Origin of the sequence: Acinetobacter sp. WU_MDCI_Abxe161, from assembly GCF_025514355.1 — a bacterium.
GTDB classification, from domain to species: Bacteria; Pseudomonadota; Gammaproteobacteria; order Pseudomonadales; family Moraxellaceae; genus Acinetobacter; species Acinetobacter pittii_E.
In genome coordinates, this window is record NZ_JAHPTU010000025.1 from 1 (window position 1) to 26,294 (window position 26,294).

Annotated in this window: 27 protein-coding genes and 1 pseudogene; 14 read left to right on the forward strand and 14 right to left on the reverse strand. The window is 39.4% G+C overall.

Translation table 11 applies throughout. From position 1 onward, the window contains the following. Positions 1–206: 206 nt before the first annotated feature. Genes KTI78_RS17170 through KTI78_RS17180 form a run of 3 tightly spaced genes read left to right on the forward strand, consistent with a single transcriptional unit; the run spans position 207 to position 2,433 of the window. Positions 207–710 (forward strand): YfiR family protein, encoded by a 504-nt coding sequence (locus KTI78_RS17170; protein WP_016143032.1) that lies wholly within the window; start codon positions 207–209, stop codon positions 708–710. 5 nt (positions 711–715) lie between these two features. Further along, complete coding sequence (locus tag KTI78_RS17175) at positions 716–1,939, forward strand: diguanylate cyclase domain-containing protein (protein ID WP_016143031.1); 1,224 nt, start codon at positions 716–718, stop codon at positions 1,937–1,939. Positions 1,940–1,953: 14 nt separating this feature from the next. Further along, a complete protein-coding gene (locus KTI78_RS17180; protein WP_016143030.1) occupies positions 1,954–2,433 on the forward strand; it encodes an OmpA family protein in 480 nt (159 codons plus the stop codon). Between the two features lie 49 nt (positions 2,434–2,482). On the opposite strand, the gene KTI78_RS17185 is transcribed toward KTI78_RS17180, so the two are convergent. Further along, positions 2,483–3,493, reverse strand: a complete 1,011-nt coding sequence (locus KTI78_RS17185) for a metallophosphoesterase (RefSeq protein WP_224993869.1) — start codon at positions 3,491–3,493, stop codon at positions 2,483–2,485. Positions 3,494–3,599: 106 nt separating this feature from the next. Here KTI78_RS17185 and KTI78_RS17190 point away from each other — a divergent pair, with 106 nt between their 5' ends. Beyond that, positions 3,600–5,225, forward strand: coding sequence for a phospholipase D family protein (locus KTI78_RS17190; RefSeq protein ID WP_262446830.1), 1,626 nt, complete (start codon positions 3,600–3,602; stop codon positions 5,223–5,225). Here the strand turns inward: KTI78_RS17190 and KTI78_RS17195 are convergent, their stop codons facing one another. Continuing rightward, positions 5,226–6,035, reverse strand: coding sequence for a lysophospholipid acyltransferase family protein (locus KTI78_RS17195; RefSeq protein ID WP_262446831.1), 810 nt, complete (start codon positions 6,033–6,035; stop codon positions 5,226–5,228). A 218-nt stretch (positions 6,036–6,253) separates the two neighbouring features. Here KTI78_RS17195 and hflX point away from each other — a divergent pair, with 218 nt between their 5' ends. From hflX to KTI78_RS17215, 4 genes are all read left to right on the forward strand, one after another. After that, positions 6,254–7,597, forward strand: a complete 1,344-nt coding sequence (gene hflX, locus KTI78_RS17200) for a ribosome rescue GTPase HflX (protein ID WP_262446832.1) — start codon at positions 6,254–6,256, stop codon at positions 7,595–7,597. A 33-nt stretch (positions 7,598–7,630) separates the two neighbouring features. Further along, positions 7,631–8,002 (forward strand): hypothetical protein, encoded by a 372-nt coding sequence (locus KTI78_RS17205; RefSeq protein ID WP_224993878.1) that lies wholly within the window; start codon positions 7,631–7,633, stop codon positions 8,000–8,002. Between the two features lie 10 nt (positions 8,003–8,012). Beyond that, complete coding sequence (locus KTI78_RS17210) at positions 8,013–8,687, forward strand: LrgB family protein (protein ID WP_032007481.1); 675 nt, start codon at positions 8,013–8,015, stop codon at positions 8,685–8,687. An 82-nt stretch (positions 8,688–8,769) separates the two neighbouring features. After that, positions 8,770–9,213 (forward strand): DUF2147 domain-containing protein, encoded by a 444-nt coding sequence (locus KTI78_RS17215; protein WP_262446834.1) that lies wholly within the window; start codon positions 8,770–8,772, stop codon positions 9,211–9,213. A 92-nt stretch (positions 9,214–9,305) separates the two neighbouring features. Here KTI78_RS17215 and KTI78_RS17220 read toward each other — a convergent pair whose 3' ends face one another. Genes KTI78_RS17220 through pdxA form a run of 3 tightly spaced genes read right to left on the reverse strand, consistent with a single transcriptional unit; the run spans position 9,306 to position 11,968 of the window. Next, positions 9,306–10,148: a symmetrical bis(5'-nucleosyl)-tetraphosphatase gene (locus KTI78_RS17220; RefSeq protein ID WP_262446835.1), complete on the reverse strand. Its 843-nt coding sequence runs from the start codon at positions 10,146–10,148 to the stop codon at positions 9,306–9,308. Next, the gene (rsmA, locus tag KTI78_RS17225; protein WP_016143021.1) at positions 10,149–10,961 is read right to left on the reverse strand and encodes a 16S rRNA (adenine(1518)-N(6)/adenine(1519)-N(6))-dimethyltransferase RsmA; all 813 of its coding nucleotides are present in this window, start codon (positions 10,959–10,961) and stop codon (positions 10,149–10,151) included. It lies immediately after the preceding gene. A 23-nt stretch (positions 10,962–10,984) separates the two neighbouring features. After that, positions 10,985–11,968: a 4-hydroxythreonine-4-phosphate dehydrogenase PdxA gene (gene pdxA / locus KTI78_RS17230; RefSeq protein ID WP_080649555.1), complete on the reverse strand. Its 984-nt coding sequence runs from the start codon at positions 11,966–11,968 to the stop codon at positions 10,985–10,987. 173 nt (positions 11,969–12,141) lie between these two features. Here pdxA and rplM point away from each other — a divergent pair, with 173 nt between their 5' ends. The 5 genes from rplM to KTI78_RS17255 all read left to right on the forward strand — a co-directional run bounded on the left by rplM (position 12,142) and on the right by KTI78_RS17255 (position 14,915). Further along, positions 12,142–12,570, forward strand: coding sequence for a 50S ribosomal protein L13 (gene rplM / locus KTI78_RS17235; RefSeq protein WP_002117832.1), 429 nt, complete (start codon positions 12,142–12,144; stop codon positions 12,568–12,570). A 12-nt stretch (positions 12,571–12,582) separates the two neighbouring features. Next, positions 12,583–12,969, forward strand: a complete 387-nt coding sequence (gene rpsI / locus KTI78_RS17240; protein WP_002048725.1) for a 30S ribosomal protein S9 — start codon at positions 12,583–12,585, stop codon at positions 12,967–12,969. 174 nt (positions 12,970–13,143) lie between these two features. Continuing rightward, positions 13,144–13,797: a glutathione S-transferase N-terminal domain-containing protein gene (locus KTI78_RS17245; protein WP_262446836.1), complete on the forward strand. Its 654-nt coding sequence runs from the start codon at positions 13,144–13,146 to the stop codon at positions 13,795–13,797. A 6-nt stretch (positions 13,798–13,803) separates the two neighbouring features. Next, positions 13,804–14,238 (forward strand): ClpXP protease specificity-enhancing factor, encoded by a 435-nt coding sequence (locus KTI78_RS17250; RefSeq protein ID WP_016143018.1) that lies wholly within the window; start codon positions 13,804–13,806, stop codon positions 14,236–14,238. A 17-nt stretch (positions 14,239–14,255) separates the two neighbouring features. Next, positions 14,256–14,915 carry a hypothetical protein gene (locus KTI78_RS17255; protein WP_224993885.1) on the forward strand — a complete coding sequence of 220 codons (660 nt, stop codon included), beginning with the start codon at positions 14,256–14,258 and terminating at the stop codon, positions 14,913–14,915. A 53-nt stretch (positions 14,916–14,968) separates the two neighbouring features. Here KTI78_RS17255 and KTI78_RS17260 read toward each other — a convergent pair whose 3' ends face one another. The 6 genes from KTI78_RS17260 to KTI78_RS17285 are packed head-to-tail and all read right to left on the reverse strand — an operon-like array spanning position 14,969 to position 23,303. Next, complete coding sequence (locus tag KTI78_RS17260) at positions 14,969–16,909, reverse strand: acetyl/propionyl/methylcrotonyl-CoA carboxylase subunit alpha (RefSeq protein ID WP_262446837.1); 1,941 nt, start codon at positions 16,907–16,909, stop codon at positions 14,969–14,971. Positions 16,910–16,927: 18 nt separating this feature from the next. Continuing rightward, positions 16,928–17,764, reverse strand: a complete 837-nt coding sequence (locus KTI78_RS17265; RefSeq protein WP_262446838.1) for an enoyl-CoA hydratase/isomerase family protein — start codon at positions 17,762–17,764, stop codon at positions 16,928–16,930. Between the two features lie 15 nt (positions 17,765–17,779). Continuing rightward, positions 17,780–18,937: an acyl-CoA dehydrogenase family protein gene (locus KTI78_RS17270; protein ID WP_262446839.1), complete on the reverse strand. Its 1,158-nt coding sequence runs from the start codon at positions 18,935–18,937 to the stop codon at positions 17,780–17,782. Between the two features lie 42 nt (positions 18,938–18,979). Then, positions 18,980–20,593: an acyl-CoA carboxylase subunit beta gene (locus KTI78_RS17275; protein ID WP_262446840.1), complete on the reverse strand. Its 1,614-nt coding sequence runs from the start codon at positions 20,591–20,593 to the stop codon at positions 18,980–18,982. 2 nt (positions 20,594–20,595) lie between these two features. Beyond that, complete coding sequence (locus KTI78_RS17280) at positions 20,596–21,477, reverse strand: SDR family oxidoreductase (protein ID WP_262446841.1); 882 nt, start codon at positions 21,475–21,477, stop codon at positions 20,596–20,598. A 20-nt stretch (positions 21,478–21,497) separates the two neighbouring features. Beyond that, a complete protein-coding gene (locus KTI78_RS17285; RefSeq protein ID WP_262446842.1) occupies positions 21,498–23,303 on the reverse strand; it encodes an acyclic terpene utilization AtuA family protein in 1,806 nt (601 codons plus the stop codon). A gap of 185 nt (positions 23,304–23,488) precedes the next feature. On the opposite strand from KTI78_RS17285, the gene KTI78_RS17290 reads away from it, so the two are divergent. Next, complete coding sequence (locus KTI78_RS17290) at positions 23,489–24,088, forward strand: TetR/AcrR family transcriptional regulator (protein WP_239976922.1); 600 nt, start codon at positions 23,489–23,491, stop codon at positions 24,086–24,088. A gap of 31 nt (positions 24,089–24,119) precedes the next feature. Here the strand turns inward: KTI78_RS17290 and KTI78_RS17295 are convergent, their stop codons facing one another. The 3 genes and pseudogenes from KTI78_RS17295 to KTI78_RS17305 all read right to left on the reverse strand — a co-directional run. Further along, complete coding sequence (locus KTI78_RS17295; protein WP_224993899.1) at positions 24,120–25,283, reverse strand: acyl-CoA dehydrogenase family protein; 1,164 nt, start codon at positions 25,281–25,283, stop codon at positions 24,120–24,122. A 136-nt stretch (positions 25,284–25,419) separates the two neighbouring features. Next, positions 25,420–25,983, reverse strand: a complete 564-nt coding sequence (locus tag KTI78_RS17300) for a DUF4256 domain-containing protein (protein ID WP_224993900.1) — start codon at positions 25,981–25,983, stop codon at positions 25,420–25,422. A gap of 7 nt (positions 25,984–25,990) precedes the next feature. Then, a pseudogene (locus tag KTI78_RS17305) lies at positions 25,991–26,092 on the reverse strand (DUF2007 domain-containing protein); the annotation flags it as partial. Positions 26,093–26,294: the final 202 nt, after the last annotated feature.

The window sequence follows — 26,294 nt, forward strand, 5'->3', positions numbered from 1 at the left end:
TCAACAAGTTTCTATCTACATCACCGCCGATGGATGTGCATTATAGACCATTAAGATCCCTTTGCAACCCCTTTTTTAATTTAATATTATCACTTGGCTATTTTTTAGGCTTTTTGGTCATTTTTAGATGAGATATTAAACTTTTTTTACCTTATCAACTTCATGTAGAATAGATTATTCGTGCAATAGTTTGGCATTAACTCATCATGTGGCAGTTCGCTAAAAAAGTATTTGTTTGCATACTTGTAGTGCTTGCTACGAGTGCACCTTGTTATGCCAATTCAAAACATAACTTCTATGTGCTTACTTTATCTATTCTAAGCTACAGTAAATGGGAAAATGTAAACACGCCTACTCTTTGTGTTATTGATAACCCTTCAATCACATCTACTTTTCAATCTTATATCCAGCAAATGTCTTATAATTATCGTGTTCAAACCGTAAATGCGAAAGATTTTGCTCGATCTCATTGTCAGGCTGTTTATTTTTCTACTACCTCTCCCCAGCAACAACAGAATCTTATTCAAAACTATCCTTATCACTCTTTACTTTCTTTAAGCATTAATAATCCAGAGTGCGAAATAGGAAGTATTTTTTGTTTATATAATCAGAATAATTACACTACCTTTAAAGTTAACTTAGACGCTTTAAGTCACTCCAAAGTTCATATTGATCCAAGAGTATTACTCTTGGCTAAGAATGCGGAGTAAGGATGATGATATCAAAGTTGTATCAGTCCACTTCACTACATGCATTATTTAGAAAATCTCAATTTACTATTTTTGCTATCACTTTTTTTATTTGTTCTTTTACCTTTGTATCCATTTCTGTTTTTACAATGGAAACTTATGCTAAACAGAATTTGCAATTGCTTAGCCACACGCTATTAGAGCGTATCCAGCCCGCTGTAGTATTTAATGATAAAATTACCATAGAGCAAATTTTGAATGAATATACGAATGAACATTCAATTCGTACTATCCATATTTATGATTCTGAACATCATTTAATTGCCCAAAGCTTTAAATTATCAAGTCAAACTTCAATTTTAGAAGGCTGGTTTGATCATTGGTTTTTAAATGAGCCTGTTCATCTTACAATTTACCATCATGAACAAAATGTAGGTGAGCTCACACTTTTTGGTAGTTCTGAAAAAATATTGCAGTTCCTCAAAATGATTATGGTTGGACTTGCGATAGCGATGTTGTTTATTGTTTGCGCTTTGTGGTGGTCAGTAAACCTAACGTATCGTCAAATTATGCAGGCTATTTATCCACTTACTAATATTGCTCAAATCGTAAGTGAACAAAAAGCTTATAATCTTCGTTTTCCTTATAATCGAATTAAAGAATTTCAAGATTTAAATACCGTTTTTAACGAGTTACTTGAAGAAATTCAGATATGGGATAATCAGCTACAAAAGGAAAATCGTAAATTATCCTTTCAGGCTCATCACGACCAGCTTACGTTATTGCCTAATAGACATTATTTTTATCAAATTCTCTTAGATATGTTTGAGGATAAAGGTTTCGACAATAAGTCTGCTTTATTATTTATAGATAACAACAACTTCAAATCGATTAATGACCAATTTGGCCATTTAGCTGGAGATGAAGTTTTAAAAGAAATGGCGAATCGACTACAAACGCGTCTACGTCATCAAGATTTTATTGCTCGGTTAGGTGGCGACGAATTTGCTGTTATTTTGCATTCCATTAGTCATGCTGATCATTTAATATCTATTGCTGAAAATTTACTCGAAAGCTGTAAAGAACCTTTACATCTGAATGGTCAAACGATTTACTTCAGTTTCAGTGTAGGTATTGCTTTATCACAATTCGCATCTAGCCCCGAAGATTTCATTATGCAAGCAGATCAAGCAATGTATAAGGCTAAGAATTCGGATGAACACTGGTTTATCTATAAACCTGAAAATTAAATTTAGGCTAATCTATGAATACAAGATCTTTAAAACTCTCCTTTATTGCATTGCTATGCATTACTCTTGCAGGGTGCCTGAGTTTTGGACCATTAAAATATCGTCAAGTAAAGTTGCTCAAAAAAGAAGGTTTCGTTCTTACTGATGAAGGATGGACTCTAGGTTTACCAGAACGTTTGTTATTTGACTTTAATAATGCAGAGTTAAAACAAAGCCATGAAGCTGAGTTAGTGCGTCTAGCCAATCAGTTGAATAAATATGATCTGAATAAATTAAAAATTGTGGGTCACACTGATAATGTTGGTGATGCTGCATATAATCAGAAGCTATCTGAAGAACGTGCACAAAGTGTGGCAAACCTTTTCTTAGCTCGTGGATTCAAAAAAGAAAATATTTATGTGATTGGACGTGGCTCAACACAACCTTATGTTCCAAATACAACCAATGAAAATCGTGCGATTAACCGACGTGTTGCCATTGTCGTTATTCCATAAGTAAATTTAATTCATAAAAAAGCCAATCCTACGTGATTGGCTTTTTATTTTAAACTAGCTCAATAATATCAATGGTCGGCGGTACTCTGAAACGTAAAGGGATTCCAACCATTCCTGTGCCGACTGTAACAAAGACATCCGCATGCTCATGAGAGTAAAATCCACGTTTGTGGCCTAAAATTGATACTTTTTTCATAATATAATTAGTTAACCACGGAAGTTCGACCTGCCCTCCATGCGTATGTCCAGATAACATTAATGGACGACTCGGTAATTTAGGTACCATGTCAACGGTATCGGGATTATGAGACAAAATTAACCAAGGCTTGTCTTGGGGTAAATCTGGCATAGAACGCATATCGGTTTTTCCTGCCCAGAGATCACCAATACCAATCAAGCGAAATTCTTCAAAATCAACAATTTTACCTTCAATATCAATGACTTCATTATAAAATAGAGCATCTTTTAATAATTGTTGAATCGGTGGGCCAGGATATTGCTCATCATGGTTTCCCGGAACCGAATATACAGGCGCCTGAATTTCTTTTAAAACACTTAACTCATCAATCAGTCTATCTTCTGGTTCATATGTCCAGTCTCCAGCAACGACAACTAAATCAGGTTGTTGTTCATTTAATTTTCTAACTATAGTTTTGAGCTGACGTTCATGCCCTGAGAATAAACCAATATGTAAATCTGCAATTAGAGCTACTTTTACGGGCTTATCAAAACTACGATCTGGATTTAGACGATATTGATGAGTATCGACACGGACTAAATGAGGCTCGATAAATCGGGCATAAATTAATACGCCACTTAAGAAAAAGATGAAAATACCTTGATGAATTGAGTAGTAACCAATCCAAGCAGCATATAAATTAAAAAACCAGAGAGGAATAAGTAGATAAGAGAGGTAAAATGCGAGTAGATGTACAAAAGCTTTAAATGGATGAATGGTCTCGGTGCGAGATTGATGAATCCAAGCCTCAGAAATTCCCCATAGAGCAAGTATTGAAAAAATAAAGTAAAAACAAAAAATGATTGAATTTGGATTCCACATTACGACTCTCGACTTATCTTATATTGATTGCTAGTAATCAAATTCAATATTTATCTTTCAATATGCACGAATTATACTCTAGCTCACCTTATCGTATGTACTGATTATGGCACAATCCTTTCATTCCAAACAGCTTCAAACGAATCAACAAGCTAAAGGCTTTTTGATAAAAGCCTCTATAGTCCTATGTTCAAGTTTTGCTGTGGGTTTGACAGGTTGTAGTACTCTGCCAAAACATGGTGTTGAGCCTGTGCAATATGCAAAGGATATTGATACCTCTGAGACTTCACTTGCCAAAATTATTACCCCCTTACGCCAACAGAATCCTAAGTTAACGGGTTTCCATGTTCTAAATGATCCGTTAGAGGCCCTAGCTGCCCGACTCAGATTAATTGATAAAGCTGAAAAGACTTTAGATTTACAATATTACATTTGGGATAATGACAAAGTTGGTGCTTTAGCCTTGCACGCTATTATTCGTGCAGCTGATCGAGGTGTAAAAGTCCGACTTCTTATTGATGACAATAATGCAAAAAAAATGGAAGGGATTTTACTGGCCCTTTCTCAGCATAAAAATATTGAAGTTAAACTTTTTAATCCCTATCGTTTTCGCAAATATCGTGCGATGGATATGGTGCTTGATTTAAAACGAATTAATCGTCGTATGCACAATAAAAGTTTTATTGCTGACAATGAGGTTGCTCTTATTGGCGGACGTAACATGACTAATCAATATTACAATGTTAGCGATAGCTATCAGTTTTCTGATGTTGATGTAATGCTGGTAGGCGCTGCCGTTGATGATATCGTAAATTCATTTGATGATTACTGGAATCATGAATATGCATATTCAGTTCAAAGTATCGTAAGTCCTGAACAGCACCGTTTACGGTATGAAGGATTAAAAAAACAGCTTGAAGCACACTACCAACAAGCTACCGTTCAAAACTTTCTAAACTTGACATCAAAGTCTCATGCATTTGATCAATGGTTAAATCGCAATATTCGATTCGACTGGGTAAAAGCAGAAGTCGTAAAAGACTCGCCCGATAAAATCAAATCAAAAGCTAAAAAAGAAGAACACCTAAATTTCCAATTAATTAATCATTTGGAAAAACCAGAAAGTAACGTTGATTTAATCTCAGCTTATTTTATTCCTGAAAAACAGGGGGCCAAAATTTTAGGCACGCTTGCTAAAGAGGGTGTTGAAGTTCGAGTTTTAACGAATTCTTTTAAAGCGAATGACGTTGCTGTTGTACATGCCTTTTATGGAAAATATCGTAAAGAGCTACTTAAAAACGGCGTACAACTTTATGAGTTTTTACCGACACCTGATAAAAGAGATTTAAATAAGAATACAGATGAGCTTGCCACTAAAGCTAAAGTAAATATGAAAGGATTAAGCCGCTCAAGTTTGCATACTAAGCTTATGGCATTAGATGAACAGGTTTTTATTGGTTCATTTAACTTTGATCCACGCTCGGCTTATTTAAATACTGAAATTGGCGTGATTTTAGATAGCCCTTCGTTGGCTAAGACGATTCACCATACGATGAATGAAAATTTAAATAAATATGCTTATAAATTAAAGCTCGACGTTAACAACCATATTTATTGGCAGCAAGAAACTTCGAATGGCCCTGTAATTTATAAACAGGAACCGGAGATGAAGTGGTGGCAAAAAGCAGGCATGAAGTTTCTTTCATGGCTGCCAATTGAAGGATTTATGTAATTAATTTTTTGGCTTAAGTACTTTTTGATGTAGTTGAGCCAGACCTTCTACCATTTTTTCTTGAACTTCACGCGTTAAACTTTTGACATCATGCCCTTCCACTGAAATGGGAGGCAAAGTTAACAAATGAGCGGTTACCTTCGGCATTTCAAGTACACGTTGAATATGTTCGGCAAAGGTCATATCACCAATGAATGGCGCAACCGTATCTAGCTCTCCATCGCGGTTTACATAGCAAATCAAGCATACTTGTACCGGACGCTGTGCTTCAATCGCTGCCCCCAGTAATCGTCCATGAACTTTTTTAACAGAGTGCCCATCTGTAGTCGTCGCTTCAGGGAAAAATAATACTGGGATATTCTGTTTTAAAAATTCAGTAATTTGCTCACGAATTCTGACAGAATCTCCAGATCCACGCTTAATAAATAACGTTCCGCCACCTTTGGCTAAGTTTCCAAGAATGGGCCAATTTTCAATTTCAGCTTTAGCAAGAAAGAAAACTCGCGCACCTGAACCTAAAACTGCAACATCTAACCAAGAAATATGGTTACTTACCCATAAAGCTGGTTCTCTCGGAATTGTGCCATGTACTTCTATATCTAAATTAAAAACCTGACATAAACGGCGGCAAAAGTATTGGACATAACGTGTATTAACAGGATTATTAGGATCTTTATAAAGTCCATGTCGATAAACTAGGTAAAAACCCTCACTAATTGCGGCCGTGGCAGAAGTGACTTTTTTCCCGTATAAACCTATTTTTGATAATTTCTTTAACGTTGAATTAACTATACTTTGCGTTTGAGCCATAAAATTTCACTAACGATTAATCTTTGTTATACCCATCTCAAGTCATTCTATACGTTTCAGAATAAACTTGCATTGACGTTAGAACACGGCAAATAAAATAAATCTGAACATTACGCTGATCTCATATCGCTAATCTAAAGGATAAGAACAAACGCTTTCCCCTTTTGCTTAAGTTTCCTCTAGAATAAAGTTTTCCCATTTTCAGGATTTATAGCCACGTGGAATATGTTGATCGGCATCAAGGCGGTGAACGCACAATCTTAGTGAGTGTTTCTGTACAATTATTAGATGACCTGGATGCCGAAGAGTTTGCTCTACTTGCACAGTCTGCGGGTGCAGATATCCTTGAACATATTAAGGTTCAGCGTAATAAGCCTAACCCTAAATTTTTTATTGGTTCAGGAAAAGTCGAAGAAATTGCAGAGCAAGTTCAGGAACTAGAAGCGAGCCTGGTTATCTTTGACCATGCATTATCACCTGCTCAAGAACGAAATTTAGAAAGAATATTAAAATGCCGCGTCATTGATCGGACCGGTTTAATTTTAGATATTTTTGCGTTGCGTGCCCGTACACATGAGGGTAAGTTGCAAGTCGAACTTGCTCAGCTTAAACATTTATCTACCCGTCTCATTCGTGGTTGGTCTGCCGACTTTGAACAGCAAAAAGGTGGTATTGGCTTACGTGGTCCCGGTGAAACACAGCTAGAGACAGATCGCCGTCTCATCCGTGTTCGTATTACTCAATTAAAAGACAAATTAGACAAAGTACATCAGACTCGTATGCAAGGGCGTGCTGCAAGACAAAAAGCAGCCATTCCAACAGTTTCCTTAGTAGGTTATACCAATGCAGGAAAATCGACTTTATTTAATATTTTAGCCAATAGTGATGTCTACGCAGCCGATCAACTGTTTGCAACACTTGATCCAACCTTACGTCGTTTAGACTGGGATGGTATCGGCACGGTTGTACTAGCGGATACCGTAGGTTTTGTACGAAACTTACAGCATGATTTGGTTGAATCATTCAAAGCAACACTTGAAGAAACACTTGAAGCTACCCTTTTACTGCATGTTATTGATAGCAACAGCCATGACATGCTCGACCAAATTGAAGCAGTTGAAGGTGTATTAAAAGAAATTGGCGCTGATGCTCCCGTACTTCGGGTATATAACAAAATCGATCTAAGTGGTGAAGAAGCCAAAATCATTTATGCTGAGCCACACGTCCCAGATCGAGTTTATGTTTCGGCTCATTCTGGCCTAGGCCTAGATTTACTTCAAAAAGCAGTACAAGAATGCTTAATGGGGCAAATTCAAAAGTTTTCACTCGTGCTTAAACCAGCTTATGGCAAATTGCGCACTCAGCTTTATGCTTTAAATGTGATTGAGTCTGAACATTATGATGATGCAGGCTTATTACATATTGATGTGAAGATTGCACCACATAAGTTAGAAAAACTGATTCGCCAAGCAAAACTCCCCTTAGATGAGATATTAGGTGAACACGCCAGTCAATTTAAGCGTCCCTTGGAAGAGTTTGAAATCAAGGGCAATATCAGTTAAAACTTGATAAGTAAACTTTTAGAGATAAAAAATATGGATAAGATCAAAAGTATAGACTGGACAGCATGGGTAATTACATTACTACTCATTATTGGTTTTCGTGAAGGCTCTGTCGTCGTCATGCGTGCTTTTGGTCATCCAGAATTAGGTAATCTGGTTGGGTTAATCAGCTTACTTATTATTTTACTCATTTGGAGAAAGTTTAAAAAAATTCCACTTCGAATAGTCGATACCAATAATAAAATCATGAAAGAAAGTGGTTTCGCTTTTTTGCCTATCTGTGCAGGTTCATTAATTATGCTAGTACATATGGGTAAGGAAATTCCATTATTTCTGTTGGTTTTAGTGGTCAGCACCCTTATACCTTTGTGGGTTTATGCAAGAATGGCAAAACGTTGGTTATAAGGAGAATAAGATGTTTACGATTTTATACGGATTTTTGATCACATTAATTGGTTATCTTTGTGCAAAGCCTTTAAACCGACGTTTTCCGCAAGTTCCACTTCTAGTTTTCGGCATGTTCATTGTAATTGGCTTACTTTCGGTTTTGCATGTGCCATATGAGCAGTATCGTCTTTATGTAAATGACTTATTTGGTCATCTATTAGGTTATGTCACCGTAGCCTTAGCCATTCCTTTAGCTGCAATGCGCTATGATGATCTTCCAATTAAATCAGTCATTGGTATTTTACTTTTTGCAAGTATTAGTGCCGTTGCGCTACCTATGGGGCTGGCATACTTGTTACATATGTCTGAACCTACCATCCTTGCATTTGCTACGCGTGCAGTAACAACCCCAATTGCCCTGAATATCGCAACTTTATTACATGCTCCTGAAACACTAGTGACCCTTATTGTTATTTTGTCTGGGGTAATCGGCGCAGCATTTTCACCTTTCTTACTTAAACATATTCATGATGAGAGAGCATCAGGTTTAGCCTTAGGTTTAGCTGCACATGCAATCGGAACAGCTCAAGCTTGGCAACGCGGACCAGTTGCAGGTCGTTACGCTGCATTTGGTATGGCATTGAACGGCGTATTTACTGCAATTTGGCTACCAACACTAATGTTGTCTTTTGGAACACCATAATTAAAAAGTGGTTTAAATAAACATTGAACGGTCTAACAATTCCAAATAAGATGACCTTTCAAAGTTAAAAGGACTTTTAATTATGGGGAAAATATGTATTGGAGCTCTGCTCTTATTGGGGATGAATACTGCTACATTTGCAGCAGATATTACTGGTCTCTGGCAAACAATTGATGATAAGACAGGTGCTCCCAAAGCACAGGTAGAAATACGAAAAGAAGCGAACGGGACATATGCTGGGAAAATTGTCAAACTTACGCCACGCCCAGGTTATACGCCTAAAGAAATTTGTGATAATTGCCCTGCGCCATACACCAATAAACCGATTTTAGGTCTGGATATCGCAACGGGTTTAAAACAGACAGATGGACTTAACTATACTGGTGGCAAAATTTTAGATCCGAATACTGGCAAAGTTTACGGTCTTAAGGCGAAGCTTAGTTCAACTGGCAAACGCTTACATATGCGTGGTTATCTCGGAGTTTCAGCTTTGGGACGTAATCAAATCTGGATTCGCGTAGAATAATAGTTCCCAATAAAAGAGCCGCTTATGCGGCTTTTTTATTTTTAATTCAGTTAGAAACTTCATCTTGCGCTCAGAGAAAAGCATTGCTTTTCTTATATTTGCACAGGATTTTCAACAGAAAAAATTTCTTTATCTTCAAGTCGATAAGCTATTAATTTTCTACCCCAAACACAGCCACCATCGATATTCTGAATTTGCTCATTAATAGTTCTGCCCTCGAGCGCAGCCCAATGACCAAAAATAATTTGATGAGTTTGTGCCGCTTTGCTCGGGAATTCAAACCAAGGGAAATAACCTTCCGGCATTGGTGCATCCAAAGAATCTTTAAAACTAAACTCTAAAGCCCCTTCTGCATTGGTTAAACGCATGCGCGTCAAATAATTGGTAATACAACGTAAACGCGCCGAACCCGTTAGGTGATCTTCCCACAAATCTGGTTTTGAACCATACATGTCTGCCAAAAAAGCATCTAATACAGATAAATCTTCGTTTGCGAGTACAGCCTCAACCTCTTTTGCTAACGTTACAGTTTTTTCTGCATCCCAAATACAGGGTATACCAGCATGAGTAAGGATCGTATGCTCGTTTGGCAATAAACATAATGGCTGTTTACGTAGCCAGTCGATTAACTCATCGCCATCAATCGCATCAATAACGTCTTGAGTCCGATCTTTTTCTTTAATCTCTTTTAAACCACGTGCACCCGCAATTAAAGTCAGGTCATGGTTTCCAAGTACAGTTGCAGCAGCGCCACGATCAGCAAGTTTTTTAATAAAACGTAATGCCCCTACTGAATTTTCACCACGTGCAACTAAATCGCCAGCAAACCATAAAAAGTCTTGATCTGGATCAAAACGTATTTCTTTGAGCAAGGCTTTTAGAGCTTCAAAACATCCCTGCACATCGCCAATAACATAGTTAAAACGCTTAGTCATTTACGCCACCATTTGATCGGCTAAAGCAACAAATTGAGCAAGTGTTAAAGTTTCTGGACGAGCCATCGGATCAACACCAGCCTTTTCAAAGCCATCTTCTGCGATCATACCTTTAAGACTGTTTCTTAATGTTTTACGACGCTGAGTAAATACATGAGCGACCAGTCGAGCTAAAGCTTTTTCATCTTTTGCTGTAATTGGCTTTTGATCATAAGGAACAAGGCGGAAAACAGCGCTCGTTACTTTAGGTGGTGGGTTAAATGCACCAGCTGGTACTTCAAATAAAAATGTTGGTTGACAGTAATATTGAATCATTACCGACAAGCGGCCATATTCTTTCGTATTCGGTTCAGCAGTAATACGGTCAACCACCTCTTTTTGCAGCATAAAGTGCATATCTTTAACTTTGCTGCCAAATTCCAAGAGATGAAAAAGTAATGGGGTTGAAATGTTATAAGGTAAGTTACCGACTACACGTAATGGTCGGCCATCTTTTACCAGTTCGCTAAAGTCATATTTTAATGCATCAGCTTCTACAATCGTCAAACGTTCTGGATGTGGAACACGTTCTGGTAGACCCGCAGCTAAGTCACGGTCTAACTCCACCACTGTTAACGCATCGCACTCCCCAATTAAAGGAGAAGTTAAGGCAGCTAGACCCGGTCCAATTTCGACAATATTGTCACCCGTACGCGGACTTACAGAGCGCACAATTTTGGCAATGACTCGCTGATCATGTAAGAAGTTTTGACCAAAACGTTTACGAGCTTTATGCCCTTCATCTTTCGGGTTTAGGGCATTAATTTGATACATAGAACATTTCCAACATGAAAAATTTAGCTCGCTGCTAAAGATAAAGCTAAATCAACAGCGACATTTAAACTTGAGCTTTTTGCCAAACCAGTGCCAGCTAAAGACAACGCAGTGCCATGGTCAACCGAAGTTCGAATGAACGGCAAACCCAATGTAATATTGATGGCTTCACCAAACCCTTGTGATTTTAACACAGGTAACCCTTGATCATGGTACATGGCAAGTACAGCATCTGCATTTTTAAGATGTTCGGGGGTAAACAAGGTATCGGCCGGCAAGCTTAAACTCATCTTAATCCCTTGCGCCCGATAACTTTCGAGTACCGGATTAATAGTCTCAATCTCTTCACGACCCAAATAGCCATCTTCACCCGCGTGGGGATTTAAACCACACACGAATACACGTGGGTCTGGAATTTTAAATTTAGTTTTTAGGTCGTGTAGTAAAATATCAATAACCTGATGCAACCGTTCTTTGGTAATCGCATCTGCTACATCTCTTAAAGGTAAATGTGTAGTTGCTAGAGCAACACGTAAGGTTTTAGTTGCAAGCATCATGACGACACGTTCCACGCCTGCAAACTCTTGATAGTATTCAGTGTGGCCACTAAACAAAATACCAGCATCATTAATAACTGATTTTTGCACTGGTGCCGTAGCTACCCCGACACTTTTACCAGACATTGCGTAATCAGCTGAACGACGTAGTTGTTCTAATACATAAGCCGCATTTGCTGGATTTAATTGACCATCAATTACCGCAGCCTCCAAAGGCACATGCTCTATATAAAGTTCATTCAGAGAAGATGACTCAGGCTGTCCGGTATATTCTATAAATTGAATATCCACACCAAGTTTTTGGGCGCGCTGCGCTAATAAGTCTCGATCACCCAAGATTACAACTGGATGCTGATCGACCCGCTTAGCTAAACTCAAACAAATATCCGGTCCAATACCAGCCGGTTCACCAGAAGTGACATATAATGGCAGCACAATCACTCCAGACACATAACAAGAATTTGTTTGATTTTAACATATCTGACATTCATCAGTTTATGGATTAAATTATCTCGCTTAAACTGGATTTTTCTTGTGACTTTGAACAAACTCGTTTAGAATGCTCGCTCCTTTTGTTTGGACAGATTCCATAGTCCAAACCAACTATAATAGGTAGTGGTTTAATGAAAACTCTCAGCGCTAAGCCAGCTGAAGTTCAACATGACTGGTATGTTGTTGATGCTTCTGGCAAAACTTTAGGTCGCCTTGCGACTGAAATCGCTCGTCGTTTACGCGGTAAGCACAAAACTTCTTATACTCCTCACGTTGACACTGGCGATTACATCGTTGTGATTAATGCTGAACAAGTTCAAGTGACTGGTAAAAAATCACTTGATAAGAAATATTATCGCCATACTGGTTTCCCTGGTGGTATCCGTGAGACTAACTTCGAGAAGTTAATCGCTCACAAACCTGAAGCTGTTCTTGAAAAAGCGGTTAAAGGCATGTTACCAAAAGGTCCTCTTGGTTATGCAATGATCAAAAAAATGAAAGTGTACGCTGGTACTGAGCATCCGCATGCTGCTCAACAGCCACAAGTTTTGGACATCTAAGGGATACAGCACATGGCTACTAATTATGGTACAGGTCGCCGTAAGACCGCAACTGCACGTGTTTTCTTGTCAGCTGGTACAGGTAAACTCGTTATTAACAACCGTACTTTAGAGCAATATTTCGGTCGTGAAACTGCTCGTATGGTTGTTCGTCAACCTTTAGAACTTTTAGAAGTTACTGAAAAGTTTGACCTTTACATCACTGTTAAAGGTGGTGGTATCGGTGGTCAAGCTGGCGCGATCCGTCACGGTATTACTCGTGCGCTTATCGCTGCTGACGAAACTTTAAAACCTGTTCTACGTCAAGCTGGTTTCGTTACTCGTGATGCTCGTGAAGTTGAACGTAAGAAACTTGGTTTACGTAAAGCTCGTAAACGTCCTCAATTCTCTAAACGTTAATTCGTTTATCGAGTTGGACAAAAAGCCTTGGATTTTTCCAAGGCTTTTTTATTACGTAAATAAAAGCATTAAATGCAAACTTATAAATATAAACAAACTATCTCTTTAGAACCGTGATTTCCTAGAGTATTTTTAGTATCCTAATCGATTCACTCAACCACGTCGTCTTGTGATATGTCGGTCGAAAACACCTCTATTCAGGGGATTACCCTTTACAGTCATGCTGATGATTTCCGTTCTCACTGGATTCGTTTCTTATTAGCAGAAAAACAAATCAAATATCAATTGATCGTAACTGACCATGAAGACGAAGATTTGGCCAGTTTAAATCCTTATAACCAATTACCGATGCTGGTAGAACAAAATCTTAAGTTATTTTCAGCTCCTATTATTGCTGAATATTTAGATGATCGTTATCGTCAAAGTAAGCTGTATGCCGATGCACCTATGATGCGTGCAGAACAGCGTCAGTATATCTGGAGGCTTGAAAACGACTGGTTCAAGTTAGCAGATCACATGTTAAAACATGCAGACACTCTAAATGTTGAACAAAAGCAAAAAGCTCAAAAAGAACTACGTGAAACATTAATTTCACTTACTCCCCTATTTCAGCATTTTCCGTTTTTCATGTCTGAGAGTTTTACAATCTTAGACTGCATGCTTGCCCCTATCTTTTTAAGATTAAATAGCATGGGAATTGATTTACCCAAACAGCACTGTCGACCTATATTTTTGTACTGTAAACGTATCTTTGATCGGCCTTCTTTTGCTAAATCGATGACGCCTCAAGAGAAAAACCGTTACAATGAACTATTAAATATGGAATAGCGTGATATGTCTGAGCAAACTATTGATTTAACCCCTACACGTCCTTATCTTGCTCGTGCAATCTATGAATGGATTTGTGATAACCAACTTACGCCTTATCTATTAGTTGATGCGACACAGCCACATACCGATGTTCCACAACAATTTGTTAAAGATGGACAAATCGTTTTAAATATCGTGCCGCATGCTGTTCATCAATTACTTATTACCAATGAAGCTATTACCTTTTCAGCTCGTTTTGGGGGAGCATCAAAAGATATTTATGTTCCTATTCAAGCTGTTCTAGGGATTTATGCACGTGAGAATGGACAAGGTTTATTCTTTGATCCTGAAGAATATGCCAATGTAATGCCTATAGAAGATACAGTAGAGTCAGAAGTACAAGAAGCAACTGAAACAACATCGACTAAGAAAAAACCGACGTTAAGAATTTTAGATTAAATTTAGAGGAAGAAAGCATGGCATTTGATTTAGTCCAATACTTTGCTGAGCAGATAAAAATTCAAAAGCCTCAGCTTTTAAATCAATATCCAGTTAATGAAAAAAATAAACTGATTGATGAGGTGAATATTCTTACGCTTGGAAAACTGATTAGTTTATGGCGTCAGAATGACAATAAGATTTATCAAGAAATCAAAACCTCAGATCCACTTTATATTCAAGAAGTTGCTCGTCATTTAACGACGTCTAAACATAATCAGTCGACTTTAAAAAATTCAGAACTCGAACAGAGTATTTCTGAAATTTTAACTTTGCAGTTAGCAGAACTTAACCAGCTCGATGAGACAGGTGGTTTTGGGCATAATGGCTTAAAAGAATTAATTTTAGGTCAGATCGAGCATTTATCAGGTCAAGCAGAAGATTGGGTTTGGTCAACAAACCATCTAAATGAATTAATTGGTTCTAAACCTGTGGAACAAGAAGAGCTATCATTGGATGCAACAATGAAGGAGTTCAACCAAATGGTTCACCAAGCCCAACCTCATCATGATGACGTGCATATTGAAGAACAAGCTGTCGAAATTTCTGTACCTACATGGTCAAAGATTATTGCCCCTGTAGTTGCTTTAGCGATTTTGGGCTATTTGTACTGTGCTTATACACAATTAATTGCTTAAGAATTTGCCTATGCAATCCGCTAAATGCCACCCATAAAAGGTGGCATTTTTTATTAGATTTGAATCGTAAATAATATTTGCCGTTTTTTTACTTGTTGCCCTTGTTGACCTAAAACTTCATCAACCACCCCATCAACATCAGATTTAATCTGTTGTTGGATTTTCATGGCTTCAAGAACTAGTAAAGTTTGACCTTTCACGACTTGATCACCTTTATTAACCAAGATATTCACTACAGCGCCATCCATCGGAGCACGAATTTTGCCATCGCCGGCCACATCCACTATTTCTGGGGCAGCATAAGTTACGTTGCGAATTGCAACATTGCCATTATCTCGATCTAAATAAATTTGATCATCATCCAGTACATATTGCACACGGCGACGTACACCATCCATTAAATAAACTAATTGCTCTGCCGTTCTTTCGAGAACTTCAATACATACTGATTGATCGCAGAGCTGTACCGTAAACGTATTATTTAGCGATGAAAGCTGCAATTGAACTTGCTGATCATCATATTTAAGCTTTAATGGTAATGGCACACCTAGGCCAGTTTGCCACACTGCCGTACCGTTACTTTGGCTAAATAATGCCGCAGCAATTGCTAAGGTTTCTAAAGATAGAACCTGCTTATGTAGACTGCTGTCATTTTGAAAATGCCGTTGAATGAACGCAGTATTAGTATCTCCTGCAATAACAATTGGATGTCGCAGTAAATTGACCAAAAACTGTTTATTGCTATTTACGCCTAGCAAAACACAATCATCCACAGCACGAGCGAGTAAGCGAATCGCATCCTCACGGGTTTTCCCATATGCGACCACCTTTGCTACCATCGGATCGTAAAATGGACTAACCTCATCAGTTACTAACATCCCATGGTCAATCCGTACATTTGGCAAAGTTGCTGGCTGCCAACGCAGAACTTGTCCTGTTTGTGGTAAGAAATCTTGCCGTGGATCTTCTGCATACAAGCGCACTTCAATTGCATGCCCAGTTAAGGTCAACTCATGTTGTTGCAAGGGTAACGGTTCACCATTGGCAACACGCAACTGCCACTCAACTAAATCTAAACCTGTAATGAGTTCAGTAACAGGATGCTCTACCTGTAAACGGGTATTCATTTCTAAAAAATAAAATGTACCTGATGCATCAAGTAAAAACTCAACTGTACCTGCCCCGACATAAGCACATGCTTTAGCTGCTGCTACAGCGGCCTCACCCATTTGCTGACGCAGTTCAGAAGTCATGACTGGACATGGTGCTTCTTCAACAACCTTTTGGTGACGTCGCTGGATTGAACAATCCCGTTCAAATAAATAGACATAATTGCCGTGTGTATCACCCAAAACCTGAATTTCGACATGGCGCGGCGCAATCACTGCTTTTTCTAAAATAAGCTCACCTGAACCAAAAGCATTTTCAGCCTCTGAACGTGCTGTTTGTAATGCCTCAATCAATTCGGATGAGTGCTGCACCAAACGCATCCCGCGGCCACCACCACCTGCTGAAGCTTTGACCATAATCGGAAGGCCAATCTGCTCAGCTTGTGCTGCTAAATACTCAAGGTCTTGTCGATCACCTTCATAACCCGGTACACACGGGACGCCTGCTTCAATCATGGCAATTTTTGAGAGTCGTTTACTCCCCATTAGCTCAATTGCAGAAGCTGTTGGCCCAATAAATGTAATCTGGTTATCGATACATGCCTGAGCAAAATCAGTGTTTTCTGACAAAAAACCATAACCGGGGTGAACAGCATCTGCCCCAGTTTTTTTACAGGCTTCGATAATTTTAGCAATGGAAAGATAAGACTCGGATACTTTAGATGCCCCAATATAAACAGCTTCATCGGCTTCTTGTACATGCCGAGCGTTACGGTCTGCATCAGAATAAACCGCCACAGTTTGATAGCCCATTGCTTTGGCTGTTTGCATGACTCGAACTGCAATTTCACCACGATTGGCAATCAGTACTTTTGAAAATTTCATTATTTTTATCCTTATTTCTTATGACTCATCGGCCCAATTTGGCAAACGTTTCTGGATAAAAGCCATCGTCCCTTCTTGTCCTTCAGCTCCACCAACTGCTTGGGCAAACTGCTGAGCTGCGTCATCGAGCAATTCATTTAAAGGTTCATTAAGTGTTCGATGTAACAGTGCTTTAGTCACACGCGAAGCTTGAGGAGCTGCTCGTTTAATTTGCTGAATCATTTCTTGTAAAGCTTGTTCGAGTTCAATTTCATTATGTGCAATTTGATGAACCACACCGACATTCAGTGCCGTATGCCCTTCAAAGCGCATACCTAATAAAGCTAATCGACGAGCCTGAGTCAGACCAATACGTTTCACTACAAAAGGAGCAATTTGCGCAGGAATCACACCCAGCCCAGTTTCAGGTAAACCAAACTGAGCATTGTCACGGCTAATGGCAACATCGGAAACACATGCTAGACCAAAACCACCTCCTAACACCGCGCCTTCTAAAATCACCACAACCGTTTGCGGTGCGGCTTCAACTTGCTCAAGCATGGCGCCAAAACGGCGGTTAAAGTCAGCATAAGGTTGTAGACTACCAACATTGGCCGCCTCAACACGTAAAGCAGCCATATCTTTAATGTCACCACCTGCACAAAAAGTCCCACCTTCACCACGAATGATGACAGCACGAATCGAAAGGTCATCGCGAATGGCATTAAAGACTTGTTGAATGGCATTGACCATCTTGAAGTTCATGGCATTACGGCTCTCTGGTCGGTTTAACCAGAGATATAAAATACTGCCGTCTTGTTCTAATTGAATGCTGTCGTCAATATCTATAGCTTGTAGAGATGCTGAAAGTGTCATGGTCGTTCCTTATTTTTATTTCTGTTTTTTAGGTAGGATGTCCATCAACTTACAGATAATCCCCAACATAATCTCATCTGCCCCACCACCAATAGAGCCTAAACGACCATCGCGATACAGCTGAGATGCAGGGTTATCCCACATGAAGCCATTGCCGCCCCAATATTGCAGACAGCTATCGGCAACTTCACGGCTTAAACGTCCAGCTTTTAGTTTTGCCATAGAAGCCAGTTTGGTCACATCTTCACCCGCAATATGCTGCTCACACGCTTGGTAGGTGAGCGCTTTAAGTGCTTCCACTTCAGTCATGAGCTCGGCAAAACGGAAATGAATATATTGGTTATTGATGAGTGGTTGACCAAAAGTGGTACGCTCTTTGGTATATTCGATGGTCTTTTGGATTAAATTTTCCAAACCACCAATCGCATTAGCACAAGCCCATAAACGCTCTTCCTGAAATTGCATCATTTGCATCATAAAGCCCATGCCTTCAACGCCAACCAAATTACGCTGTGGTACACGGACATTGTCCAAATAAACTTGCGCTGTGGTCGTTGAACGCATCCCTAATTTATTAAGGGGTTCTGAAAAACTAATCCCTTTCGTTTTTGCGGGCACAATAATCATTGACTTATTAACGTGGGGCTTATCATCAGATGTATTGGCTAAAAGACAAAAGAAGTCAGCTTGTAATGAGTTGGTAATCCACATTTTGCTGCCGTTAATAACGTAGTCATCACCTTCTTTTTTAGCTGTGGTTTTAATAGCAGCAACATCCGAACCGGCATGCACTTCAGATACCGCAATCGATGCGACATATTCCCCAGCAATCGCTGGTGTTAAAAACTCATCACGTAATTCTTTACTACCAAAACGGGCCAAAGCTGGAGTTGCCATATCGGTTTGCACACCAATCGCCAAAGGCACGCCACCACAAGCTGCATAGCCAATTTCTTCAGCAACCACAAGGTTATAAGAATAGTCTAGAGCTAAACCGCCATTTTCTTCTGGCTTACAAATTCCTAATAAACCAAGATCACCCATCTTCTTAAATACTTCATGGATTGGGAAACGTCCCGCGGCCTCCCATTCTGGAATATGTGGATTCAACTCATTTTGAACAAATTGACGAGCTGTACGGCGCAATGCTTCATGTTCGGCAGTAAATTTCATGGTGTTATTCCTATTAATTTTTTTAATTGCGGTAAAGGTTGATTAAAAACGAGATACACCAAAACGAGTTGGATTCAACTCTCTTTGCTGTGCTTCATAAATAGTTTGTAAAAGGAAAATTAATAATTTTCGAGTGTCTCGCGGGTCAATAATGCCATCATCATGTAGCATGGCTGTATTGAAAAGTGCGGTAGATTGCTGCTCTAATTTCATCGCCGTACTTTGCTCAAGAAAATCGAGCATTTGTGGATTAGGCTCCTGCCCTGAAGCTTTTTGCTTTCCTTCAGCCACAATACGTAATACCTTTCCAGCCTGTGCAGAACCCATTACAGCAACATGCGAATTCGGCCAAGCAAAAATAAAATCTGGTGATAAACTCCGACCGCACATTGCGTAGTTACCAGCACCATATGACCCTGCTACAACGATTGAAATTTTAGGTACAGTACAATTGGCAACCGCTTGAATCAGTTTCGAGCCGTGTTTGATAATACCGTTTTGCTCTGCGTCAGTCCCTACCATAAAACCTGTGGTGTTATGCAAAAATAATAATGGACGCTTAGTCTGTTCACACAGATGTATAAACTGCGCTGCCTTCGCTGCCCCTTGAGGTGTAATCGGGCCATTATTAGTAATAATTCCTATATGTAGTCCACCAATTTTTGCCCAGCCACATACTGTTAAATCATCATATTCCTGTTTAAATTCTAGAAAATCCGAATCATCAATAATACGAGCAACCACTTCTTTCATATTGAATGGTTGTTTAGGGTCACTTGGAATAACACCCAACAGTTCCTCGGTATCGTAACGAGGTTCTTTATAAGTCGTTTCAACTGGCTTGATTTGCTCTTTCCAGTTCAGGTGTTCAAAAATTTCACGTGCCAACCGAATCCCATCAGCATCATTTTCAGCCAGATATTCTGCTGTTCCAGCAATCTGTGCATGCATTTCTGCCCCACCTAATTCCTCGGCTGTTGCCACTTCGCCCGTGGCAGCCAAAAGTAAAGGTGGACCTGCAAGCAACATCTCGGTTTGCTTACGCACGGCAATGACATAATCTGAAAGACCAGGTTGATAAGCACCACCTGCCGTTGCATTACCATGCACTACAGCAAGCTGTGGAATACCTGCTGCAGAAAGACGTGCCTGATTGGCAAAAGTCATGCCGCCATAAGTAAATACTTCAGCAGCATAATTAAGATTAGCTCCACCACTTTCAGTCAGCGTAATCAGTGGGAGTTTTTGTTCTAATGCAATTTTTTGCAAACGCAACGTTTTTTGTACACCCATAGGTGACATGGTTCCGCCTTTAATTGCGCTATTGCTTGCAGATACTAGACAACGCACACCGCTGACAAAACCAATGCCGGCAATCACGCCGCCACCCGCTTCAGAGCCATCTTTATCATCATGCATGTTGTAACCGACCAAACCACACAGCTCAATAAAAGGTGAATCGGCATCGAGTAACAACCGTACACGTTCATGCGGCAAAATCTTGCCCTTTTTATCGAACTTCGGTTTGGCAGCATATGACTTTTCAATACTTTTTTGCTGAATTGCATGTACTTCATTCAACTGAGCAAGTAGTACTTCTTTATTGTTTTGATACTGTTCACTGCCTACTGCGATCTCTGATGGAAGAATTGTCATCGTTATTCCTCCTCAGTTTGTTTTTTAAAAATTTCAGGGATAAATGCACGGTGGAAACCGTTATAAGACTGACTATTTGTTGCCTCACCTAGTGGATACATACGTGTACCTTGTGATGCTGCGCCATCAATACGCAAAGTCACACCTGACACAAAAGCCGCAGCATCAGATAGTAAATAACAAATCACCGAGGATACTTCTGACTCGGTTCCCATACGTTTTAACGGCACATTGCCAGCAAGACTTGGAATAATCACTTTGGCAAAATCACCGCTATAATTATCCATACCAGATGAGACAATCCACCCTGGTGCAACCGCATTTACACGTACACCAGATTTCCCCCATTCGACCGATGCTGTTTTGGTTAAGTTATCAACTCCCGAACGCGCAGCGCCAGAATGTCCCATTCCCGGCATTCCACCCCACATATCGGCAGTCATGTTGACAATACTGCCACCATGTTTTGCCATCCATTGGTTATAAGCTTCGCGCATCAAATAGAAAGTCGCATGCAAGTTATTACGCACAACTGCGTCAAAACCATTTGCAGAGATATCCTCTAAAGCTGAGGGGAACTGGCCGCCCGCATTGTTCACCAAACCATCCAATTTTCCGAATTTTTCAATCACTTCGGCAATCATATTTTTCACTTGTTCTTCTTCACGGTTATCACAAACAATGAAATGAACCAAACCACCATCTTCTATAATTTCTCGGCTTACCTTTTCCAGTTTTTCAATTTTGCGTCCTGTAATCACCACTTGTGCACCCAAAGCAGCGAGCTCATGTGCAGTACAACGGCCAATTCCTGAGCCACCGCCTGTCACAATAATGACTTTATTGGCGAAAGCATCTGGTCTAAAAATTGATTGATAACTCATCTTTGTTTCTTCCATTTATTTTATTTTTCTAAAAGCTGTGCCGGAACTTTGACAGGCATATCCAATAATTGCTGTGCAAATGCTTTACCTTGTGGGTCAATACGCAAACTTGCAACCCCACCACCACCTAAAGCATTTTCCAGCATAAAGTTCAGTGCATTTAAACCCGGTAACTCATAACGAATCACTCGCCCTTTCTCTGCATCCAAAACATGCTGCATATAGCTTGCCACCGCCTGTTCAGTCAGTGCCGCACGAATCCATGGTAAATATTCTGCTTTACGCGCAATCACACCGATATTGCTATGATTACCTTTATCACCACTGCGGGCATGTGCAATTTCAATCAAAGGAACTTCAATTTCATCTCCTTGATAAACTGCATTTTCGCCTGCTGTTAATGTAGGTAATTGCTCTGTAGAAATTCTTTGTGGAACCTCAACTGGATAACGTTTGCCTTCAAAATCGATTTCGACATTGACCAGATTTTTATCAATTAAAAATGAAAATAACTTAATAACTGGAGACGCTTTTGGACGTCCTCCAACAATTCCTGCCAAGGCTGGAGCCATGCCTGTAGAAGCCTGTGCAATTTCAGATGCAAAGAACATACATGCTTCTTTAAACATATGTTTTACAGCGATTTTAACAACAACTTCACGGCTATTTAATGCCTGAGCATGTCCACCATAGGTACTTTCAATCCCTAAGATTTCAACCGATTTTTCACTAAAAGGTGGCACTGAGCGCATTGCTAAAACCCGCTCACATTTATTCAAAATCGCATCGGCAATGACTTGTGCTTTTTGTGGAGCTTCGCGACCTGCAATTAAAAAACTGACTAAAACCCGATAGCCATCTGGGTAAGTCGCACTGACTTTATACTGTGCAGTCGGTGCTTGTCCTTTTGCCCCTGTCACACGAACTCGATGTTCTCCGACTTGCTCTAAATGCACCTGACTAAAATCCGCAATTACATCGGGTAATAAATATGCTTGAGGATTACCTATTTCATAAACAATTTGCTCAGCAACAGTTGCCGGAGATACCAGTCCTCCTGTCCCCTGTGGTTTAGTCACAACAAATGAGCCATCTTCACTCACTTCAACGACTGGAAACCCCATGTTGTCGAAGCCCTGCACCAATTGCCAGTCGGTAAAATTACCACCTGTACATTGCGCACCACATTCAATCACATGACCTGCCAGTGAACCTTGTGCCAATTTGTCGTAATCATCTAAAGACCATTGATATTCATGAAGTAAGGGTGCAAGTACCACTGCCGAATCAACAACGCGGCCAGTTATCACAATATCGGCGCCTAAGTCTAAGGCATCACGAATAGCAACCGCACCTAAATAGGCATTACTGCTCGCTACCTGATCTGGCAAAGCTTCCCCGCTAAACATTTCCCGAATATTTTGCTGCTTGAGTTGTTCATGCTGTGCTAAAAGATCATCGCCTAAAACCACAGCAACTCTCAGATCTAGACCATATTCTTTAATTATTTTTTGCAAAGCATCTCGACATGCCAATGGATTAACACCCCCAGCATTACTAATGACCTTAATCTTTTTTTCTGCAATTTTTTTAAGTAGAGGCGCCATCACCCGACTGACAAAATCCAAGGCATAACCATGTTTTGGCTCTACCATTTTCGCTTTTGCCATAATCGACATGGTGATTTCTGATAAGTAATCAAAAACCACATAATTAATATCAGCTAAATGTACTAATTGGAAAGCAGCAGTATTGGTATCCCCCCAAAAACCTGAGGCACAACCTATTTTTACGACACGCTTATCATCCTGCTGATCACTTGCCATTTTATTTCTCATTATTTTGTTTAAAAATTACACTCAACATTACCAAGCAAGCGCTTGGTTTGTAAAGAGCAAAATGTTATTGTGAAACTGACTAAAACTGCCAAACTTAACTATTAAGTGGAAACAGAAGAAAATTTGGCAAATTTTTCCGTTAAGTATTTTTATATAAAGGATTTAGCTTTCGTATGATTGCGACTTCAATTGAACAGATTCCAAATATCTCTTGTTTTGATGACAGCCCACGTGGTCGTTTATTACATGGGGCTGCCTATCTATTTCACAAACAAGGTTATGACAAAACCACTGTACGCGAACTTGCTCAATTTATTGGGATTCAATCAGGGAGCTTATTTCATCACTTCAAAAGTAAAGATGACATCCTTGCTCACGTAATGGAAGAAACCATTATTTACAATCTTGCTCGTTTAGAAGATGCAGCAGCTCAATCTACCGATCCAGAACAACAATTACGTGCCCTGATTAAAGCTGAACTCCTTTCAATTACCGGAGATACGGGTGCAGCCATGGCTGTTTTGGTTTATGAATGGTTTGCTCTGTCTAAAGAAAAACAAAATTATCTTTTAAAAATGCGTAATGAATATGAGCAAATCTGGCTAGATATTATTGAAAAGTTGCGCACTCAGGGCAAAATAAAACATGATGCCTTTATTTGGCGAAGATTAGTTGGTGGTGCGATTTCATGGACCGTAACTTGGTATAAATCTGAGGGTAAAGTTAAAATTGATGAGTTAACGGAAATGGTTTGGGAAATGGCTTTGAAATAAAAAAGGTGGCTCACTGACCACCTTGTAAGAATCAATAACCTAACTGTTTACTAATCAAATCTTTCATAATTTCTTCAGCACCACCACCAATCATATTAACCTTTACTTCACGGTAAATACGTTCAGACTTAGTCCCACGCATAAATCCCATGCCACCTAATGTTTGCACAGCTGCATCAGCACAAAATTGCATAGTGCGAGTCGCAACATTTTTAAGCATTGAAATTTGCGCCACTAACTCAGGTCCTTGTAACTTCGGCTGAGTCATTTTCCACGCAGTTTCTTCAAGCAATGCCCGTGTTGAGGTCAATTGCGTTGCCATATCTACTAGTTTATGACGAACCACTTGATGATCAATTAATCTTTTACCAAAAGTTTTACGTTGCTGCGCCCAGTCTAAAGCTTCTTCGTAACAGACTAAAGCATAACCATAAGCCACCACGCCTAAGAAAAAACGCTCCATATTAAAGTTATTCATTATGACTTTAAAGCCAGCATTTTCTTTGCCAAGAAGATGTGATGCAGGAACTCGTACTTGATCAAAATGCAAATGAGCTGTATCAGAAGCCCACCACCCCATTTTCTTTAAAGGTGTTTTAGTGATCCCCGCACTGTGCGCATCAACGAGCAACATTGAAATACCTTCAGCACCTGTTTTTGTCGAATCTGTACGCACTGCAACTGTATAGTAATCTGCACGAATTCCCGACGTAATAAAGGTCTTCTCACCAGAGACAATATAATAATCACCATCACGAATGGCTTTAGTTTGTAATGCGGCTACATCAGAACCACCACCCGGTTCTGTAATTGCTAGTGCAGAAATTTTTTCACCAGAAATAATACCTGACAGGACTCTAGCTTTTAACTCCTCACTTCCAAAGTGCTGAATTGGCGGAGCACCAATTGTATGTACCATTAACGAGATATGCACTCCCCCCGAACCCGCCTTTGCCATTTCGATACCAGCCAGTAATGAATAAAATGGATCTGCATCTGGAATACCACCATATTCTTCAGAAAAGCCTAGTCCCAATAGACCAATTTCAGCAGCCTTTCTATAAAGCTCTCTAGGAAATGTCTCAGCTTCATCCCATTCATTAACGAAAGGTGCCATTTCTTTTTGTACAAATCGACGAACATTATCAGCAAAAGCAATATGTTGTTCATTATAGTAAATTGGGTTGAGTTGCATGTTTAGAAATGTCCTGAAGTTTTTATTTAAATCCAGTACCTATCTTGTCATGTTTGCCGTCAATCAAAAGTTGCAAGAATCTCCATTTTCTTGGCATAAAACATCAAACAGAATTATTTTTATTTGAGTAAAACACCTATACTCTTAAGCAACAGCGAAAACCACGGACAGCATAATATGATTGTGCTCCATTATGATAAATAAAGACTCGACCATAGCGACGATCAGCAAAAAGCGCTCCGCCTAATTTACGAATCTCCGCTGGGGTTACAATCCAACTTGATGTCTTAAGGTCAAACTCTTCAATCTGTTGCAATTGATAATACTGTTCTTCTGTTAGGAGTTCGACTCCCATTTCCTGAGCTACATCTATTGCACTGTTTTTAGGAGGATGATCTTTTCTAGATTGTAAGGCCTCACGATCATAACAAAGACTTCTACGACCTTTAGGCGTTTCAGAGGAGCAATCTACAAATAAATATTCATCTTTTTGCTGGTTATATGCTACAACGTCTGGCTCTCCCCCAGTATTCTCCATTTCTTGCAATGACCACAATTTTTCTGGTGATTCTATTAGTTTTATTCGCACATTTGTCCACTCAATTTCTTTATGGCGATGTGAATTCTTTTCAAATCTAGCTTTTAATAGTTCAATTAAAATCTCTATTTGTTTTGGAGATAACTGGTTTTTAGTTGTCATGGAATAAATCCTTTTCAATATAAACAGGAATTCCAAATGCTTCTAGTTGAGTCTTTGCAATTTGAGCCTCATAAGGAAACGAGAAAGTTTTAACTACGATCCATTGCATATTAAATTTCTAATTAGGTAAATAATTTTAGATTAGCTTTATTTCTTTATAATTTGAATCAATTTTAATATTTGAAGAATTGGCAATTAAGTTTCCACTTAATTCCCCACAAATATAACTTTTAGGCATAAAAAAACACCCCTGACCATTGAGTCTGGGGTGTTTGAATAATGAGCTGGCGATGACTTACTCTCACATGGGT

Bases quoted from the DNA above. Each gene is read 5' to 3' on its own strand.
- KTI78_RS17190 (WP_262446830.1), top strand. From the start codon at position 3,600: ATGGCACAATCCTTTCATTCCAAACAGCTTCAAACGAATCAACAAGCT.
- KTI78_RS17215 (WP_262446834.1), top strand. From the start codon at position 8,770: ATGGGGAAAATATGTATTGGAGCTCTGCTCTTATTGGGGATGAATACT.
- KTI78_RS17175 (WP_016143031.1), top strand. From the start codon at position 716: ATGATATCAAAGTTGTATCAGTCCACTTCACTACATGCATTATTTAGA.
- KTI78_RS17295 (WP_224993899.1), bottom strand. From the start codon at position 25,283: ATGCAACTCAACCCAATTTACTATAATGAACAACATATTGCTTTTGCT.
- KTI78_RS17250 (WP_016143018.1), top strand. From the start codon at position 13,804: ATGTCTGAGCAAACTATTGATTTAACCCCTACACGTCCTTATCTTGCT.
- rsmA (WP_016143021.1), bottom strand. From the start codon at position 10,961: ATGTATCAAATTAATGCCCTAAACCCGAAAGATGAAGGGCATAAAGCT.
- KTI78_RS17285 (WP_262446842.1), bottom strand. From the start codon at position 23,303: ATGGCAAGTGATCAGCAGGATGATAAGCGTGTCGTAAAAATAGGTTGT.
- KTI78_RS17300 (WP_224993900.1), bottom strand. From the start codon at position 25,983: ATGACAACTAAAAACCAGTTATCTCCAAAACAAATAGAGATTTTAATT.
- KTI78_RS17220 (WP_262446835.1), bottom strand. From the start codon at position 10,148: ATGACTAAGCGTTTTAACTATGTTATTGGCGATGTGCAGGGATGTTTT.
- KTI78_RS17170 (WP_016143032.1), top strand. From the start codon at position 207: ATGTGGCAGTTCGCTAAAAAAGTATTTGTTTGCATACTTGTAGTGCTT.
- KTI78_RS17260 (WP_262446837.1), bottom strand. From the start codon at position 16,909: ATGAAATTTTCAAAAGTACTGATTGCCAATCGTGGTGAAATTGCAGTT.
- KTI78_RS17290 (WP_239976922.1), top strand. From the start codon at position 23,489: ATGATTGCGACTTCAATTGAACAGATTCCAAATATCTCTTGTTTTGAT.
- rpsI (WP_002048725.1), top strand. From the start codon at position 12,583: ATGGCTACTAATTATGGTACAGGTCGCCGTAAGACCGCAACTGCACGT.
- KTI78_RS17210 (WP_032007481.1), top strand. From the start codon at position 8,013: ATGTTTACGATTTTATACGGATTTTTGATCACATTAATTGGTTATCTT.
- KTI78_RS17185 (WP_224993869.1), bottom strand. From the start codon at position 3,493: ATGTGGAATCCAAATTCAATCATTTTTTGTTTTTACTTTATTTTTTCA.
- KTI78_RS17280 (WP_262446841.1), bottom strand. From the start codon at position 21,477: ATGAGTTATCAATCAATTTTTAGACCAGATGCTTTCGCCAATAAAGTC.
- KTI78_RS17255 (WP_224993885.1), top strand. From the start codon at position 14,256: ATGGCATTTGATTTAGTCCAATACTTTGCTGAGCAGATAAAAATTCAA.
- KTI78_RS17180 (WP_016143030.1), top strand. From the start codon at position 1,954: ATGAATACAAGATCTTTAAAACTCTCCTTTATTGCATTGCTATGCATT.
- KTI78_RS17265 (WP_262446838.1), bottom strand. From the start codon at position 17,764: ATGACACTTTCAGCATCTCTACAAGCTATAGATATTGACGACAGCATT.
- rplM (WP_002117832.1), top strand. From the start codon at position 12,142: ATGAAAACTCTCAGCGCTAAGCCAGCTGAAGTTCAACATGACTGGTAT.
- KTI78_RS17270 (WP_262446839.1), bottom strand. From the start codon at position 18,937: ATGAAATTTACTGCCGAACATGAAGCATTGCGCCGTACAGCTCGTCAA.
- KTI78_RS17205 (WP_224993878.1), top strand. From the start codon at position 7,631: ATGGATAAGATCAAAAGTATAGACTGGACAGCATGGGTAATTACATTA.
- KTI78_RS17245 (WP_262446836.1), top strand. From the start codon at position 13,144: ATGTCGGTCGAAAACACCTCTATTCAGGGGATTACCCTTTACAGTCAT.
- KTI78_RS17275 (WP_262446840.1), bottom strand. From the start codon at position 20,593: ATGACAATTCTTCCATCAGAGATCGCAGTAGGCAGTGAACAGTATCAA.
- KTI78_RS17195 (WP_262446831.1), bottom strand. From the start codon at position 6,035: ATGGCTCAAACGCAAAGTATAGTTAATTCAACGTTAAAGAAATTATCA.